The 15,322-nt window shown below is 34.7% G+C and carries 19 protein-coding genes; 4 read left to right on the forward strand and 15 right to left on the reverse strand.

What is annotated here, in order from left to right; all coding sequences use genetic code 11:
* Nucleotides 1-204: 204 nt before the first annotated feature.
* The 5 genes from LI_RS02830 to rsmA all read right to left on the reverse strand — a co-directional run bounded on the left by LI_RS02830 (nucleotide 205) and on the right by rsmA (nucleotide 2,555).
* Nucleotides 205-660, reverse strand: coding sequence for a GatB/YqeY domain-containing protein (locus tag LI_RS02830; protein WP_015353744.1), 456 nt, complete (start codon nucleotides 658-660; stop codon nucleotides 205-207).
* A 159-nt stretch (nucleotides 661-819) separates the two neighbouring features.
* Nucleotides 820-1,020 (reverse strand): 30S ribosomal protein S21, encoded by a 201-nt coding sequence (gene rpsU, locus LI_RS02835; protein WP_041817088.1) that lies wholly within the window; start codon nucleotides 1,018-1,020, stop codon nucleotides 820-822.
* Nucleotides 1,021-1,146: 126 nt separating this feature from the next.
* On the reverse strand, nucleotides 1,147-1,302 hold the full coding sequence (locus LI_RS07580; protein WP_172621345.1) for a hypothetical protein: 156 nt from the start codon (nucleotides 1,300-1,302) through the stop codon (nucleotides 1,147-1,149).
* 13 nt (nucleotides 1,303-1,315) lie between these two features.
* Nucleotides 1,316-1,588: an HU family DNA-binding protein gene (locus LI_RS02840; RefSeq protein WP_015353746.1), complete on the reverse strand. Its 273-nt coding sequence runs from the start codon at nucleotides 1,586-1,588 to the stop codon at nucleotides 1,316-1,318.
* A 151-nt stretch (nucleotides 1,589-1,739) separates the two neighbouring features.
* Entirely contained in the window at nucleotides 1,740-2,555 is an 816-nt protein-coding gene (gene rsmA, locus LI_RS02845; RefSeq protein WP_011526605.1) for a 16S rRNA (adenine(1518)-N(6)/adenine(1519)-N(6))-dimethyltransferase RsmA, read from the reverse strand.
* Nucleotides 2,556-2,691: 136 nt separating this feature from the next.
* Here rsmA and LI_RS02850 point away from each other — a divergent pair, with 136 nt between their 5' ends.
* Entirely contained in the window at nucleotides 2,692-3,852 is a 1,161-nt protein-coding gene (locus LI_RS02850) for a glycosyltransferase (protein WP_011526606.1), read from the forward strand.
* A gap of 59 nt (nucleotides 3,853-3,911) precedes the next feature.
* On the opposite strand, the gene LI_RS02855 is transcribed toward LI_RS02850, so the two are convergent.
* From LI_RS02855 to fliR, 10 genes are all read right to left on the reverse strand, one after another.
* Nucleotides 3,912-4,331, reverse strand: coding sequence for a hypothetical protein (locus tag LI_RS02855; protein WP_011526607.1), 420 nt, complete (start codon nucleotides 4,329-4,331; stop codon nucleotides 3,912-3,914).
* Between the two features lie 8 nt (nucleotides 4,332-4,339).
* Complete coding sequence (locus LI_RS02860) at nucleotides 4,340-4,684, reverse strand: hypothetical protein (protein ID WP_011526608.1); 345 nt, start codon at nucleotides 4,682-4,684, stop codon at nucleotides 4,340-4,342.
* 7 nt (nucleotides 4,685-4,691) lie between these two features.
* A complete protein-coding gene (locus LI_RS02865; protein WP_231850146.1) occupies nucleotides 4,692-5,387 on the reverse strand; it encodes a flagellar basal body-associated FliL family protein in 696 nt (231 codons plus the stop codon).
* A 118-nt stretch (nucleotides 5,388-5,505) separates the two neighbouring features.
* Nucleotides 5,506-5,886: a chemotaxis response regulator CheY gene (locus LI_RS02870; protein WP_011526610.1), complete on the reverse strand. Its 381-nt coding sequence runs from the start codon at nucleotides 5,884-5,886 to the stop codon at nucleotides 5,506-5,508.
* Nucleotides 5,887-5,913: 27 nt separating this feature from the next.
* Complete coding sequence (locus LI_RS02875) at nucleotides 5,914-6,702, reverse strand: FliA/WhiG family RNA polymerase sigma factor (RefSeq protein WP_015353747.1); 789 nt, start codon at nucleotides 6,700-6,702, stop codon at nucleotides 5,914-5,916.
* Entirely contained in the window at nucleotides 6,656-7,471 is an 816-nt protein-coding gene (locus LI_RS02880; protein ID WP_011526611.1) for a MinD/ParA family protein, read from the reverse strand. Before LI_RS02880 ends, LI_RS02875 begins: the two co-directional genes overlap by 47 nt.
* Before the next feature lie 42 nt (nucleotides 7,472-7,513).
* Nucleotides 7,514-8,575, reverse strand: coding sequence for a flagellar biosynthesis protein FlhF (locus tag LI_RS02885; protein ID WP_011526612.1), 1,062 nt, complete (start codon nucleotides 8,573-8,575; stop codon nucleotides 7,514-7,516).
* Nucleotides 8,575-10,665, reverse strand: coding sequence for a flagellar biosynthesis protein FlhA (gene flhA, locus LI_RS02890; RefSeq protein WP_011526613.1), 2,091 nt, complete (start codon nucleotides 10,663-10,665; stop codon nucleotides 8,575-8,577). The genes LI_RS02885 and flhA overlap by 1 nt, the downstream gene beginning before the upstream one ends.
* Nucleotides 10,666-10,753: 88 nt before the next feature.
* Complete coding sequence (flhB, locus tag LI_RS02895) at nucleotides 10,754-11,827, reverse strand: flagellar biosynthesis protein FlhB (RefSeq protein ID WP_011526614.1); 1,074 nt, start codon at nucleotides 11,825-11,827, stop codon at nucleotides 10,754-10,756.
* Nucleotides 11,828-11,879: 52 nt separating this feature from the next.
* Nucleotides 11,880-12,668, reverse strand: coding sequence for a flagellar biosynthetic protein FliR (gene fliR, locus LI_RS02900; RefSeq protein ID WP_011526615.1), 789 nt, complete (start codon nucleotides 12,666-12,668; stop codon nucleotides 11,880-11,882).
* A 516-nt stretch (nucleotides 12,669-13,184) separates the two neighbouring features.
* Between fliR and LI_RS02905 the strand changes: the two genes are divergently transcribed.
* From LI_RS02905 to LI_RS07430, 3 genes are read left to right on the forward strand one after another with little or no spacing between them, the layout of a single operon-like run.
* Nucleotides 13,185-13,775 (forward strand): LSm family protein, encoded by a 591-nt coding sequence (locus LI_RS02905; protein ID WP_011526616.1) that lies wholly within the window; start codon nucleotides 13,185-13,187, stop codon nucleotides 13,773-13,775.
* Nucleotides 13,772-15,094, forward strand: coding sequence for a transcription termination factor NusA (gene nusA, locus LI_RS02910; protein WP_011526617.1), 1,323 nt, complete (start codon nucleotides 13,772-13,774; stop codon nucleotides 15,092-15,094). Before LI_RS02905 ends, nusA begins: the two co-directional genes overlap by 4 nt.
* A 5-nt stretch (nucleotides 15,095-15,099) precedes the next feature.
* Nucleotides 15,100-15,321, forward strand: coding sequence for a DUF448 domain-containing protein (locus LI_RS07430; RefSeq protein ID WP_081475772.1), 222 nt, complete (start codon nucleotides 15,100-15,102; stop codon nucleotides 15,319-15,321).
* Nucleotide 15,322: the final 1 nt, after the last annotated feature.

The following is a 15,322-nucleotide window of genomic DNA, read 5'->3' on the forward strand; positions in this document are numbered from 1 at the left end:
TTGACAATCTTTTTTAACTATTATAGCTGAAATATAATTACATTATAGAAAATAAAATGTTACTATATAGAGCTATACCAATTAATTTAGTCTTAAAAATAATTCTCAAAATAGTACCTAATAAGTTGTATTTATAATAATAAGTAAAAGTTGTTAACTAAGAATCAAAAAATAATAATTTATAACATAACGCTATATTGTCTATTATTGAAACATAGCCTGAAATTTAACTTTTACAACTTCACTTACCATTTTACCACTAACTTTCCCATTGTACTGAGACAAAATATACTGAATAACTCTTCCCATATCTGACATTTTTGTAACACCTAAAAAGTTTAATGTGTTATCTACAACCTGCTCTAACTCTTCAGAAGTTAATTGTTCAGGTAAATATGTTTTAAGAATATCAAGCTCAGCAGATTCTTTACTAACAAGGTCCAACCTTCCAGCAGCATAAAACTGCTCTATAGCATCCTGTCTTTGCTTAACTTGTCTTTGAATAAGATTAAGCAGCTCACTATCAGTGATAGGACGCTTTAGTTCAACTTGAAGATGTTTAAGTGCTGTCTTTAGCAGGCGTAATACATTCAGGTGTATTTGATCTTTTGACTTATATGCAGACAAATAATTTTTTTCGATATGCTCTATAAGAGACATATGTGCCCTCATAAAGACACGGGAAGTCACTATTTGACTCCCCGTGTAAATTAAGTCGTTACTACTCTAAAGTCTATTGCTTTGCAATAATAATTTAGAGAATTTATTATAAACTATCCTCATTATTACATATAAAAAAGTATACAAATACTTTTTATTCTATGCATTCATCTTTCTAATTTTTTTCAATAGCCGTTTTCGTGCAGCAGCTTTTTTCTTTTTACGCATTACACTAGGCTTTTCAAAGTGCTGACGTTTTTTCATCTCAGAGAGAATTCCAGCTTTTTCAACTTGTTTTTTAAAACGACGTAATGCTATATCAAAATTATAATCGTCTTCTGTAAGATAAACACCAGGCATAGGCATCACCTCCTATTCAAATATTGCCTAGGCCAACTGACTCTGACAGCTCAAAGTATAGTTTGTACTTCTCAAAAATACAAGCTCAAAAAGTGAATATATCTATCATTAATGAGCACACTAAACTTACTCCTTATTATGTAGATAGCAAAAAAACATATATCCTATACTACCAAGAAAAAATAATATAAAATAAAGCGTTCCTAAAAATACTGCAATTTCAAAAGTCCACCATGGGATATCATGTGGGAGAGGACTATGGATTGCCTCATGTAACAACATACTATTCTACTTTTTACTTTACAGCATCTTTTAATGCTTTTCCTGGACGAAATTTTACTACCTTTGATGCTGGAATAGTAATCATTTCTCCTGTACGTGGATTACGTCCTTTACGAGCTTTACGAGATTCCACAGAAAGTGTTGCAAATCCAGTTAAAGTTAATTTGCCTTCCTTAGCCAATACTTCTTCAATACTTATTAATGTTGCATTCAATGTACGCTCTGCTGCAGCCTTAGTAATATTAACCTTAGATGCAATTTGGGCAACAAGATCTGCTTTTGTCATAATCCTTCTCCTTTTCCGTTTAATCTAGCTGTACTATATACCAAGCTAAACACTTTGTTCAACTTGAAACAATAAATTATCTCATTAAGTTAAACTAAATCTTAATATACATATAAACATTATTCTAAGTACATTAATGCATATAGCTCAATCATGTTTTTTTTGGAAAGTCAATAAGTTGGAGTAAAAACTCCTGAGATAACTGCTGAAATAATTGATTTGAAAGCGACTCAGGTCTTGCTGAAGGGGAAATGCCAATACGTTCTAATGATTCATAGTAGTTCAAAAAACCTATTTTTCGTAAAATAGATTGCATTTGTTTTCTCCTATGTTGAAAACACTGTTTTATAATCCAAGCAAATGTTTTACTATTTTTAGGTTGTTCTTCTCTAGGTTTTGGGTAAAGAGTAACTATAGCAGAGTCAACTTTTGGTTGAGGATAAAAAGAATGTGGCTTTACAATAAAACCCCATTCTACTTTAGCAAAGCTTTGTACCCATACAGACAGAACACCATACGATTTAGTTCCTGGACATGCACATAATCTATCTGCAACCTCTTTCTGAACCATAAATACAGCTCTAGACATTGACTGGACCCTACTTACAATATCCCAAATTAACGCCGAGCCTACATTATAAGGAAGATTACTAATAACTTTCCAAGAGCCACAAAGTGTTTCCCAAGAAAACTTCAATGCATCTAAATGATGAATTGTAACTTTTGATACATTCTGTTGTTTCACTGAAGAATGATAATCTACCCAGCAAGAATCTTTTTCCACAAGTAACAACTGACCTGGGTTATAGCCATATATATGCCTTGTTAATGCACCCTGACCAGGGCCAATTTCAAAAATATTCTCACCTTCATGGATATCCAATAGCTTAACTATACGATAAGCAATAGCTGTATCTTTCAAAAAATGTTGTCCAAGACTCTTTTTAGGCCGAAAGGTTTGATCCATACTCTTATTAACGTATTCTCATTACTGTCTAAATATAACAATTAACATATGAAGCTCATCATATATTAATCAATAAAAAAAGGATACAACACTATACAATTATGATACACAATATAGATAATGATGAGGAAAGATTATGCACGTCATATTTATTAACTATGGGGGATACCTTGGATGCTCTGGGGTCCATATTCATTTTCTTGCACAAACCCTCACACAGCAAGGAATACGCTGTACTGTTTACCTTCCTGTAACAATAAAATCAAAAAACTACTTTGGCCAAGCAGATTATCCTATTTTTACACATAATGATCTTGTTGCACACTCTCATACTGGCTACTTTAAAGACTCTATTATTCATGCTTGGACCCCGAGAGAAGTTAGTCGAAAATTAACTATATATGTAGTCGCCCAAACACATGTTCCCTATTTTGTTCATCTAGAAGACAATGAAATCACTATAATGGAACAAATGTTTAATAAACCATTTATTCAACTACAACAAGAAGCTTTAGAAAAGCCTGCACTCTTTAAAGATGTACAATACTGTCACCCACTCTATTTTCAACAATTTCTTAATAATGCTACTGGTGTCACATGTATTATTAATAAACTTGAAGAACATGTCCCTTCTCATGTACCTCGAATGACTTTTTGGCCTGCCTGTGAAGAAACTTTTTTCCGTCTTCCAGAAAAAATACCTGAGTCCGTCTATAAAGAATTAGGATTCCCTTTAAATACTATATTTGTTGTTTATCCTGGGAATATACATGAATACAACAAAAAACATGTTAGTAATCTTATCACAGCAATTGACTATGTTAACAAAAAAGGACACTCAATAAAGATCCTCAGATGTGGAGAAACAGCTATACCAATGGAGCAACTTGCTCCCCCTCATGCATTAGCACATATCATTGATTTAGGGACACCTGAAGCTCATAAGCTTCATAACTATATTAGCTTAGCACACATTCTTGTTCAACCAGGATGTCCTGGAGATTTTGATGATTATCGATTTCCATCAAAAATTCCTTTATTCCTTGCAAGTGGACGACCTGTTATTTTACCTAATACAAATATTGGATTAAACATGACACATGGGAAAAACTGTTTACTTCTAAAAACAGGTAGTGCAGAAGAAATTACAAAGTATCTATGCCTACTTATAGAAAACCCCAAAATAGCAACATCCATTGGAAAACAAGGAAAACAATTTGCTTATAGTACGTTCAGTTGGGAAAAATCAGCTAAAAAACTTATACAGTTTTATAAAAAGTGTTTACCAAACTTATAAGATATATCTGTTAAAAAGTAATAAACAAATACCAACATAAAAATATCTTTTAAAAATAGCTAGTTAGACATACGTGACAAAATAAGTTCGACTTCATCTACAGCTAGTCCAGTAGAACGAGCAATCTGAGCAGGTGTTTGTCCTTTTTTCTTTCCAGCTAAAATAACTTCACGTAAAAATTGTGGGGAACGGCTTATACTAGTTGCTTGATCAATAAGCTTCTGTAAAACTCTAATACGCTCTTCAAGCCCTTTATTTAATATAATTAACTGCTCTTGTCTTTGGCTAAAACTATCCACAAGCTCCTGTTCTAATGCTGCATTACGATAAATACTCTCAAGGACATGTTCTTGATTACTTTGTAGCTGGGCTAAAATAGCTTCAGAACGTCTCAATCTTAAAAAAAACAAAAAAACCATCACAACAAGGATAGTTTCCGCAATAGTTATAACACCAATGATCCAAAGTGGAAATATCATAATGATAATCAAACCTTACGGTTCACAAAGTTGCCAAGGTGATCTACTTCATCTTGAAAAATTTCTGAGTCTTCCTCTTTGACTTCTTCCTTAGCTGACTCTTTCTCTTTATACTCCTTAAGCATTTTATCAGAATTCTTATTATTACTATGAGGTTCTTCATCTAGCGATATAAGGAGACTTATACCATCTATACCTTGTACTTGGCTTCCTTGCTGACTCAATGCCTCTGCTACTACTTGACGAAATGTTGTTTGTGATGTTTCTGGATGTGTAGCTTCATCTTTTATTATCTTTCCTGCAGGTCCCATTTGCTGTATAAAGAGAAGTGGAGCTATGGGTTCTATTGGCATAGAGGACTCACTTTACAATATAATTTTCAAGAAGAATATCCTCCATTTTCCCACTAATAAGGTAACTGTTTACAATATCAAGTAAATCTTGCTTAATCACTAAAGTATTCTTTGGATCAATAAGATATCCATGTGTCTTATTACTTAGATAATAGTATATAGCATCTCGAAGAACAAGCTCTTTACTTTTAGATTCTTTTATGACTTTTTCATCTTTAGAAACTCCAACAAATGTTGCCTTAAGAAATTTTACACTATTACCGCTAGGCTGTGCAACAGTAAACGGCTCAAAGGTAATTTTGTACTCTTGTGGTCCTGTAATTTTCTCTACTGAAGGAACAATAACAACTGTTGGTTCAGGTAATGTTGGTTCTTCTACTGGTGGAACATCTTGGAAAAAAAGAAACCAACTTATAGCAATTACAATAATAAAAATAGATAATATAATAACAGCAATTTTCTGTTTTCTAAGTTTTTTTCTTCTAAGTATACTATCCTGATCTTCTTCACTAGCCAGGGTATCTGTTAAAGAGTGAGATATTTCTCCAGGAGCCTTAAGTGGTACAGCTTCTTCTTCTGTATCTAAAAGAAAAGGTGCATCCTCAATATCTAGCTGAACTTTTTGACTTTTACTCTGTGTGGTGTCTGATGATTGTAACTCTTTGATATTGGATTGTTTTTCCTCTGGTGATTCAGTGTCCATCCAATCCTCTCCTTTAACTCCATCTCTTAACATTAGTTTGCTAATTAAAAAATGGGCAGAGTATCCTCCACCCATTTACTTATAACTTGTTTGATATAAAATACCTATAGAAACAAGGTTAATCAAAAATTTTATCAATTTTTTGTTTCATTGTCTCTGCAGTGAAAGGTTTAACAATATAATTTGAGACTTTTGCTTGAACAGCTTCAATAATATTTTCTTGTTGTGCTTCTGCTGTGACCATAAGAAATGGAAGTTCGCTATATTGTTCACTAGCACGGACTTTACGTAATAACTCTATACCTGTCATTTGTGGCATATTCCAATCAGAAACAACAAAATCTATTTTTTCTTTATTAATCATTTCCCAGGCAGTAGTACCATCATCAGCCTCAACAACATTATTAAAACCAAGTTGACGTAAAATATTTTTGATGATACGACGCATAGTAGAAAAATCGTCAACAACCAGAACCTTCATATTCAAGTCATATGACATTTCAAAGCTCCTTAATCTTAAACAGCTTTAGTCAACCTTACCATACTGGTTTAAAAACTCTCGCCTGAGCCTTGTTAATGCTTGTGAATGCAATTGAGAAACACGCCCTTCTGTAATACCCATTACAGACGCTGCTTCACTCATATTTAGCTCATCGCTATAATAAAGCGATAATACCAACTTCTCTCTATCTGTCAATGTGTCTATGAGTTTCGAAACTCTATCTGCTATCTCTGTAGCAGCTGTATCTTCATATGGAGCACCCTCCTTTTCGGAAGTATGATGTGCAACTGTATCTTGAATAACATCTAAAGATAAAAAAGCATTATTCTGAAGAGCTTCAAGTCCTATTCGAATATCCTTAATAGCTAATCCAGTAACTTCATGTAGCTCCTCTTCTGTTGCTGGACGACCTTTTTCATTTTCTATTTTCCATGAGGCCCCATCAATTTGACGAATACGTTGCCTTAACGTACGAGAAAACCAATCTAACTTCCGTAACTCATCAAGCATAGCACCTTTAATTCGATTCTCAGCATATGTTTCAAACCGAATACCTAGCTGAGGACGAAATCTTCCTAGAGCTTCCATTAATCCTAAAGATCCAGCACTAATTAAATCTGAAAGTTCTATATTCTTAGGAAGCTTAGCTTTAAGGCGTGATGCAAGAAAACGAATCTTAGGTGCATAATGACAAACAATAGCCTCCTGATCAAGGTCAGAAAAGTCTGGCCAAGTAACAGAACCAGATTCAAGCTTTTCCCATGGTTTATTGTCTGAAAAGGAACTTTTTCCAGAAAAATTTGATATTGCCATCAAGGGCCACCGGTACACCCCAACTTTGAATTGTTTCTGCAACCTCTTTTACTGCAAGTGAAGCTGCACTTTCTGGAGCTTCTAAACAAAATGGCTTTTGATTAATAACCGCTTTCCGAACATTTGGATCTCGGGGTATAATACCAATGAGATCTAAAGATATACTTTTTAAAAACTGTTCACATGCCATATGAAGTCTAACATATATTTCTTTTGCTGACTTAGTATCTTGAGCCATATTAACTAAAACTCTAAAGTTATCAACACCATGATGGTGATTTATAACTTTAATTAATGCATATGCATCTGTTAAAGAAGTAGGCTCAGGAGTTAAAATAACTATCCGTTCTTGTACAGCTAAGTTAAAATAAAGGACAGTATCATTAATACCTGCACCAGTATCTACAATAAAATAATCAATTTCTTTTTCAAGCATATCTACAGACTCTAGTAGATCTAACTTTTGTCCTGTAGATAAATTTAACATATCCATAACACCAGATGACGCAGGAAGAATGCTAAACCCATAACCAGTAGCAACTATTATTTCTTCTAACGAAGCTCCCTCATGAAATAAATGAAAAAGATTTTTTTCAGGTGACATCCCAAGCATAATATCTACATTGGCAAGTCCTAAGTCTGCATCCAATAAAAGCACTTTCTTACCAAGTGCTGCAAGACAATAGGCTAAATTTACAGCAATGTTTGTTTTACCAACACCACCTTTTCCAGATGTCACAGAAAACACCAAAGGAAAATCTTTTGCCATTTAAATACCCCTCAAAAATTAACAGTTGGCCTTGGTATATCTCTATACCTGACCAGGTAATTGATGCTTAAAAACAAGCTTCCAAAGAACAGATTCATAAGCCGAAGATAGTGTATCACTTAACCCTATACCATAACTCAATGCAGAAATAGGTAGACCTGTTGCCATTGCGACATTAACTATAGAGCCATATGTTGCTGCTTCATCTAGCTTTGTCCATACAATACTACTAAGATGTTGACTTTGATATTTTGAAAGAAAAGCTTGATTTTGAAGTGTAGCATAATGTGGAGGCAAAGCTAAATGCACAACAAATTCCATGCTAGAAAGCCCTAATGCGGATAATTGCATTGTTAATGTCTCTTTTGGATTACTAATACCTGGGAAGTCAATGAAAAGATAGTCTTTATCCTCATTTTGCTCTATTACTTTTTCCATAGATTCTGGATCACTTGCCTCGAAGTATCCAAACTCGGATAACTCTGCCCAGTGTTTTAACACAAGTCTGCTATTCGCTCGCTCACAGTCTGCATTAATAAAACCTATTCTTATAGATGGATCAGTTTTTCGTAATAATAATGCCATACGTAATGCAGACGTTGTCTTACCTGCACCAAAAGGTCCTGTTATCCCCTGTATACGCTCTGGCCAGCTCTCTGCCGACCAAGGTCTTATAGGAACAATTTCTGACAATGCTTCAAAAGGAGAGCTACCCGGAACAGAAGATAATCTATGATATAACTCCATAATGACAGCATCATCAACTTCTTCACGCTGTAAATACTCTAGTGCTGTACGCTGTCTTGAAGAAAGACGCTCCCACTGTATAGATGGTTGCATGAGGGCATAGAGATGCTCTTTAACTTTTGTCCAGTCCCTAAACCACTCGTCCCAACCCTGAGGAGGGCTCTCACCATTCAAGTTATTACTATTATTACCTCCTGAAGTAATAGGACGATCTATACCTGCTGTAACTTCATATTGCCGTTGCCCATCTTTTTGGAAATCTCGACTAGATAAAATAATAGCACTTGGACCTAATTCTGCTTTTACCTGAGCAAGAACGGACTGAGTACTTGGACCTATAAATGTTTTTACCTGCATTAATCAATCTCCACATTCCCTACAGCTTGAAGTCTTGTATCTGGTGGAATTTCACCTTGGGAAATAACAGGAACATTAGGGAGAAATCTAGTAATCAATTGTGCTAAATGTGGACGCACAATAGGAGTAGCTAATAACACTGGTTGACCATCTGTTCCTACAGCTCCTTCAATAGCCATATTAATATTATGAATAAGCTGTTGTGCAATGGATGGATTAAGTGCAAGGTATGATCCACCCTCTACTTGTCGTATTGCCTCTTGCAATGTTTGCTCTGTCTTAGAGCCTAAAGTAATCACAGGGAGAACACCATCACTATCTAAATATGCTTTAGTAATACTCCGACCAAGACGCTCACGTACATATTCTGTAAGTGTGTCAGGATTCTTAACTGAACCACCATAATCTCCTAATGCTTCAACAATAGTTAACATATCACGAATAGAAACATTTTCTCTCACTAAATTCTGTAATACTTTCTGTACAGAACCAAGAGGTAAAATTCCAGGTACAAGCTCTTCCACAGCTTTGGGAGAGTGCTTTGCTAATGTATCCAATAAACCCTGCACCTCCTGACGTCCAAGAAAATCTGCTAAGTGACGCTTTAAAACCTCTGTAAGATGTGTTGCAATAACTGTTGAAGGATCAACTACTGTATATCCTGCAAGCATTGTTTCTTCGCGCTGCATTTCAGAAATCCATATAGCTGGTAAATTAAAAGCTGGTTCTCTTGTTTCAATACCTTCTATCTGGTGTAATGCATTACCAGGATCCATTGCTAAGTAATGATCAATAAGAATTTCAGCAGTAGCAACTTGATTTCCTTTTATAAGTAAAACATATTGTCCTGGTTTAAGTTGTAAGTTATCTCTTAAATGTAGAGATGGGATAATAACACCCATATCAAGAGCAAACTGACGACGTATTGAACGGATCCTTGAAAGTAAATTTCCATTTTGTTCCTCATCAACAAGAGGGATAAGACCATATCCTACCTCTAGCTCTAATGTATCTAAAGGTAGTAAATCTTGCATTTCCTCTGGTGTATTTGCAGGCTCACTAGCAGCACTACCACCTTTAGCCTTCTTTTTATCTTGTGCAGTTGTATCTGAATTTTTACCTACAATACGAGAAACTATAAATAAGGAAGCTGAAAAGAACAAGAATGGAATAGTTGGTAAACCTGGAACAAGGGCAAATATAAAAAGAACTGCGGATGTTAACTTAAGAACACGTGAATTATATGTTAGTTGTGCAATATATTCTTCACCCATTTTAGCTTCTGCTGCTGCACGTGAAACAATAAGACCAGCAGCAATGGAAATAATAATAGAAGGAATCGTAGAAACAAGTCCATCTCCAATAGAGAGAAGGGAAAATGTCATAAGGGCACTATCCCAACTCATTCCTTTTTGCACAACAGCAATAAGAATACCACCAATCAAATTTATAAGGGTAATAAACAGTCCTGCAGTTACATCTCCTTGTACAAATTTACCTGCACCATCCATTGCACCATAAAAGTCAGCTTCCTTTCTAATATTTTCGCGACGCCTAGTTGCTTCTTCTTCATCAATTAATCCAGAATTTAAATCTGCCTCAATAGCCATTTGTTTTCCTGGCATAGCATCAAGAGTAAAGCGTGCTGCAACCTCAGCAATACGTGTTGTACCAGCTGTAATAACAACTTTATTCAAAATAAATAAAATTAAAAAGATAACAGCACCTACAACATAACTTCCACCTACAACAAACTCAGCAAAAGAACGAATAACATTACCTGCAGCATTTGCACCTTGATCGCCATTAAGAAGGATTAAACGTGTAGAAGCTACATTTAAAGCTAATCGCATTAATGTTGTAACAAGAAGTAATGAAGGGAAAATAGAAAACTCTAAAGGAGAAGTCATAAACATTGCTGTTAAAAGAATCAAAATAGAAAGAGAAATATTAAGGGAAAGCATCACATCTAGCAAAAACGTAGGAAGAGGGACAAGCATAACAAGAAGAATGACAACAACACCTGCACCAAGGAATATATCACCTTGCTTAGCAAAACGGCTGTAATTTATACTTGGACCACTTGCCATAGAGTTGACTCCTTGCAGGTCAGGCCTTCGACATATAACAAGCCTATATAACTAATTATAGTAATTTCTGGATACAAAAAATTATTATTTATTGAGGTCCAGGCATCTTTCCTTTTAAACGCCAGACACTTGCAAGTATAGCTGCGACAGCTTTATATAGCTCTTCAGGAATCATCTCTCCAACACCTACTGCTTTATACAAAGCCCGTGCCAAAGGGACATTCTCTCTAATAGGAATATTATTTTCTCTAGCAATCTCTTTAATCTTCTCTGCAACCCGATCCACACCTATTGCTAATACCAAAGGCGCTGGTGCCTCAAGAGCATTATATCTAAGCGCAACAGCAATATGTTTTGGGTTTGTAACAACAACGTCTGCTTTAGGTACATCTTGCATCATTCTGTTTGTCATCATTTGCATCATTTTTTGGCGCTGTTTCTGCTTTACAATAGGATCTCCTTCTTGTTGTTTTGACTCATCTTTTATTTCTTGTTTTGTCATTTTCAAATTTTCTTCATAACTATATCTATTATATACAAGATCTGCGACTGCAATAATTGTCATAGGAATTAGCGTATATAAAACAAGTACTATTCCTGTATTAAGCATATAATCTGCCACACCTGAAGGACTTGCATAATATAATGGTAAAAAGTTTGAAAACTCTCCTTTTATAATCATATATGGAACAATACCTATAACAATTACTTGAACTAAACTACGTAAAAGTCGAACAAGTGTTTGTTGAGAAGCAAACATTCCTTTCAACCCTTTTATTATATTAAATTTACTCCATTTAAATTTAAAAACCTTTGTAGTCCATAATGCACCAACTTGTACACGTAATGAAATCCATGCCGTAACAGCAATAAAAAGTAATATTGGCATCAATAAAATAGCTATCTCTTGAGCAACATAAATAAATAAAGCATATACTGACTGTGCTGTAACCTCAAACCGAAATGATTCTGTAAAAATATAGTAGAAAATTGTTTCAAAATGACGTCCCATTACGCCTGAATAAATAGCAAGCCCCAGCATCCCTGCTGCAGTAGTCAATGCTTTAGTAACCTCTTCTGATTTAGGGACACTCCCTTCAGAACGAGCTTCCTGACGTCGTTTCGGGGTTGCTTTCTCTGTTTTACTGGGATCATCAGACATGTATAGTTCCTGGTACCATTAAAAATATATGGAACCTAACATGAGGTGAAAACTATTTTCCACTACCCATTACAGTAAGTAAGTTAAAAAATAGTCCCTCTAGGCCTGCAATAAATCGATAGGTTTCTTTTGATAAGATAGTAAATAATAGTCCAATGAAAAAAAATCCTACACCAATTTTTACAGGAAATCCAACTTCCATAATATGAATCTGAGGAGCAGCTCTTGCCATAAGTCCTAAAGAGATCTCTACTAAAAAAAGAGCTGACATAACTGGTGCCGCAACATGTAAGGCAAAAACAAAAATCATCCCTGCCATATTAAGAAGTTCACTCAATAAAATTTCTCTTACAACAAGTCCTCCTGCTGGAACCATTTTAAAAGTATATGTAAAAGCTTTTATAAGAAACAAATGGCCATTAAGAGCAAGAAAAACTAATGTAGCAACCATATAAAGAAAATGTGCAATAAAACCTGTGGTGTTACCAGTTAATGGGTCTGCAAGCGTAATCATTGTAAACCCCATTTGTGTAGCAAGAATTTCTCCCCCAGCTTGAATTCCTGCAAAGAAAAAGTTTACCGCAAGCCCCAATACAATACCAAGAAAAACCTCGCTTATGATTAACAATACTAGATCGAAAGGATGCGCTGGCATTTGTGTTCCTGAAAGAGAAAGACGCCCCCAAAGAACTATAGTTAGAATAAGAGCTATTGATGCTTTTAACATATTAGGAAAACCATCAATAGAAAAAAAAGGAAGCATAAATAAGACAACACTAATACGTAAAAATGTAAGTAAAAAACTAAGAAACATACTAGGATCAAAATTAAATAAATTCATACTTACTCACTAACTATAATATTAACAATTAATAATAGTAATAATCATTGGCATCTCTTTATTTTTCTAATAGATTATATGGATAGTTATCTATATCTAAACAATTTAGTTAATTAATTACTACCTACTATAATTAAAAATAGTACTTATCTTACCATAGTTATTGGTACAGACTAGCTACACATGTACTAAAAATAACAATAGCATTATTTATTATAACAAAAATACTATTTTTTATATTATTGTAAGAAAAATATTACTAATAGTTATAAAAAATAATCTATCACTTTTTATTTCCTATCAAAAATTTTACTTAGCACTCAGTACATCAAAGCTAAAAAATTTTATAAGAATTTCTTGACAAACATGGTTATTCAGAGTATTTGCATTTTCAGTACAGAATAGTATTCATTAAATGAGTACTACATCCTCTCTGGTCAAATTGACTAAGCTGGGTGGCCTGACTAGGCCCCTTTTTTTTTTTTATGTTATTATTTTGGGATACCTTAGCTTTTTATGAACAGTGCTGCACTAATAGAAACTATTACCCAACTTATATCTCCTCTTATTACAGCACAAGGGCTAAAACTTTGGGGTATTGAGTTGATTAATATACCTCAACCTATTATAAAAATTTTTGTAGATACAATAGAAACAAACAGGTTGCATGAAAATAATATAATAAACTCTAAGTCTGAGCAAATAACAATAGAACAATGTGCTTCACTTTCTCGTCTAATAGGTTTAACTTTAGAAGTTGAAGAACTTTTCCCTAACAAATGGACACTTGAGGTCTCATCCCCAGGGTTGGAACGCTCTTTTTTTACTATACAACAACTTAGTAATTATATTAATCATGACATTGATGTCACACTTAAAGAACAGCATCCTTTGTGGCCAAACCGCAAAAAATTTTATGGAACGCTTATTAGTATAACAGACAATACATTTATGCTTAATTTATCATTAGCACACCGCAAATCTGATGAGCCAGAAAATGTTAGTATTAACTGGCAGCAAGTACGTAAAGCAACACTTGTACACCATTTCTTTCAGCCAAATAAAAAACTTGGATCAACAAAAGGTCTCAATGGAGGCACTACATGAATCTAGAATTAAAAAAAGCTCTTGATCAAATAAGTAAAGATAAAGGGCTTGATCGTGATATGCTTGTTGATACACTTGAAGATGCTGTAAGAACTTCGGTTATTCGGAGATATGGAGATAACCTAGATGTTGAGGTAAGCTATAATGATGACACAGGAGAAATTGAAGTCTATCAATTTAAAATTGTGGTGGAAGAGGTAACAGATCCTATCACACAATTGTCTATTACTGAAGCTAAGACTCATGATCCTTCTGCACAACTAGATGACGAAATGGGATTCCGCTTAAAAGTTGAAGACTTAGGGCGTATAGCTGCACAGTCAGCAAAACAAGTTATTATTCAACGAATGCGTGATGCAGAACAAGAAATTATTTATGAAGAATATAAAGATCGTATTGGAGAAATTGTCAGTGGTATTGTACAACGCCGTGATAAAGGAGGTTGGATTATAAATCTTGGCCGTACAGAAGCTTTACTTCCTAAAGATGAACAAATCCCTAAAGAACATTATAAACGTGGAGATCGTGTTCAAGGTCTAATTATAGATGTCCGTAAAGAAGGACGTGGGCCTCAAGTTATTATTTCACGTGCACATCGAGACTACATGGCTGCTCTCTTTCGCCGAGAAGTCCCTGAGGTTGATGATGGCACAGTACAAATTATGGGTGTTGCAAGAGATCCTGGAAGTCGAGCAAAAGTTACTGTTCTTTCACGTGAACGTGATGTAGATCCAGTAGGCGCATGTGTTGGCGTTCGTGGATCTAGAATCCAAAATATCGTCCAAGAACTTCATGGAGAACGTATTGACATAGTTATCTGGAGCCCGGAAATAACTACATATGCCCGTAATGCACTTGCTCCTGCTATTATTTCACGTATTACTGTTGATGAAACTGAAAACCTTCTTGAAGTAACAGTTCCAGATGATCAACTTACAAGTGCTATTGGGCGTAAAGGCCAAAATGTTAAATTAGCAGCAAAGCTTCTAGGATGGAAAATCGATATTTTCACTGAAACAAGGTATAATGAATCAAATGCTGTTGGACGTGGACTTGAACAAGTCGCAAGTGTTGCTGAGATATCTATAGAAACTTTACTCCACTCTGGGCTTAACACTCTTGAGCAAATAAATGAAACATCTGACGAAGAACTTATTGAAAAGTTAGGTATTTCTGAATCTCAAGTTAACGACTTACGTGCAGCTGTTAACTTTCTTAGTACAACAGCTACCGTCGATAGCAATAAAAAGAAAAAAGAAGTAGAAGCAGAACAAGCAAAAGATAACGAAAATAACCCAGCTGATACAGCAGATTACTAGATAAGATGGATAAAAAGCATATTCCTATTCGAATGTGCACCATATGTAAGACTCGTACTGCTAAGCATCTGCTAAAACGATATATTCTTTTCCAAGAGGAAAATATATTTCATACTGATGAAAAACAATGTATGTTTGGAAGAGGATGGTATGTATGCTCAAAAAAAAATTGCTGGGAAAAATTCCGGAGATTCCGCGTTAATGGTCGGAAACGTAAGGGAGACTAGT

Source organism: Lawsonia intracellularis PHE/MN1-00 (genome assembly GCF_000055945.1).
Taxonomy (GTDB): Bacteria; Desulfobacterota; Desulfovibrionia; order Desulfovibrionales; family Desulfovibrionaceae; genus Bilophila; species Bilophila intracellularis.

Coding starts and splice junctions, on each gene's coding strand:
- LI_RS02870 (WP_011526610.1), bottom strand. CDS start 5,886: ATGTCATATGACTTGAATATGAAGGTTCTGGTTGTTGACGATTTTTCT.
- LI_RS02860 (WP_011526608.1), bottom strand. CDS start 4,684: ATGCCAATAGAACCCATAGCTCCACTTCTCTTTATACAGCAAATGGGA.
- rsmA (WP_011526605.1), bottom strand. CDS start 2,555: ATGGATCAAACCTTTCGGCCTAAAAAGAGTCTTGGACAACATTTTTTG.
- flhB (WP_011526614.1), bottom strand. CDS start 11,827: ATGTCTGATGATCCCAGTAAAACAGAGAAAGCAACCCCGAAACGACGT.
- LI_RS02855 (WP_011526607.1), bottom strand. CDS start 4,331: ATGATATTTCCACTTTGGATCATTGGTGTTATAACTATTGCGGAAACT.
- flhA (WP_011526613.1), bottom strand. CDS start 10,665: ATGGCAAGTGGTCCAAGTATAAATTACAGCCGTTTTGCTAAGCAAGGT.
- LI_RS02865 (WP_231850146.1), bottom strand. CDS start 5,387: ATGGACACTGAATCACCAGAGGAAAAACAATCCAATATCAAAGAGTTA.
- LI_RS02885 (WP_011526612.1), bottom strand. CDS start 8,575: ATGCAGGTAAAAACATTTATAGGTCCAAGTACTCAGTCCGTTCTTGCT.
- LI_RS02830 (WP_015353744.1), bottom strand. CDS start 660: ATGTCTCTTATAGAGCATATCGAAAAAAATTATTTGTCTGCATATAAG.
- rpsU (WP_041817088.1), bottom strand. CDS start 1,020: ATGCCTGGTGTTTATCTTACAGAAGACGATTATAATTTTGATATAGCA.
- LI_RS02905 (WP_011526616.1), top strand. CDS start 13,185: ATGAACAGTGCTGCACTAATAGAAACTATTACCCAACTTATATCTCCT.
- LI_RS02880 (WP_011526611.1), bottom strand. CDS start 7,471: ATGGCAAAAGATTTTCCTTTGGTGTTTTCTGTGACATCTGGAAAAGGT.
- LI_RS02875 (WP_015353747.1), bottom strand. CDS start 6,702: ATGGCAATATCAAATTTTTCTGGAAAAAGTTCCTTTTCAGACAATAAA.
- LI_RS02850 (WP_011526606.1), top strand. CDS start 2,692: ATGCACGTCATATTTATTAACTATGGGGGATACCTTGGATGCTCTGGG.
- fliR (WP_011526615.1), bottom strand. CDS start 12,668: ATGAATTTATTTAATTTTGATCCTAGTATGTTTCTTAGTTTTTTACTT.
- LI_RS02840 (WP_015353746.1), bottom strand. CDS start 1,588: ATGACAAAAGCAGATCTTGTTGCCCAAATTGCATCTAAGGTTAATATT.
- LI_RS07430 (WP_081475772.1), top strand. CDS start 15,100: ATGGATAAAAAGCATATTCCTATTCGAATGTGCACCATATGTAAGACT.
- nusA (WP_011526617.1), top strand. CDS start 13,772: ATGAATCTAGAATTAAAAAAAGCTCTTGATCAAATAAGTAAAGATAAA.
- LI_RS07580 (WP_172621345.1), bottom strand. CDS start 1,302: ATGTTGTTACATGAGGCAATCCATAGTCCTCTCCCACATGATATCCCA.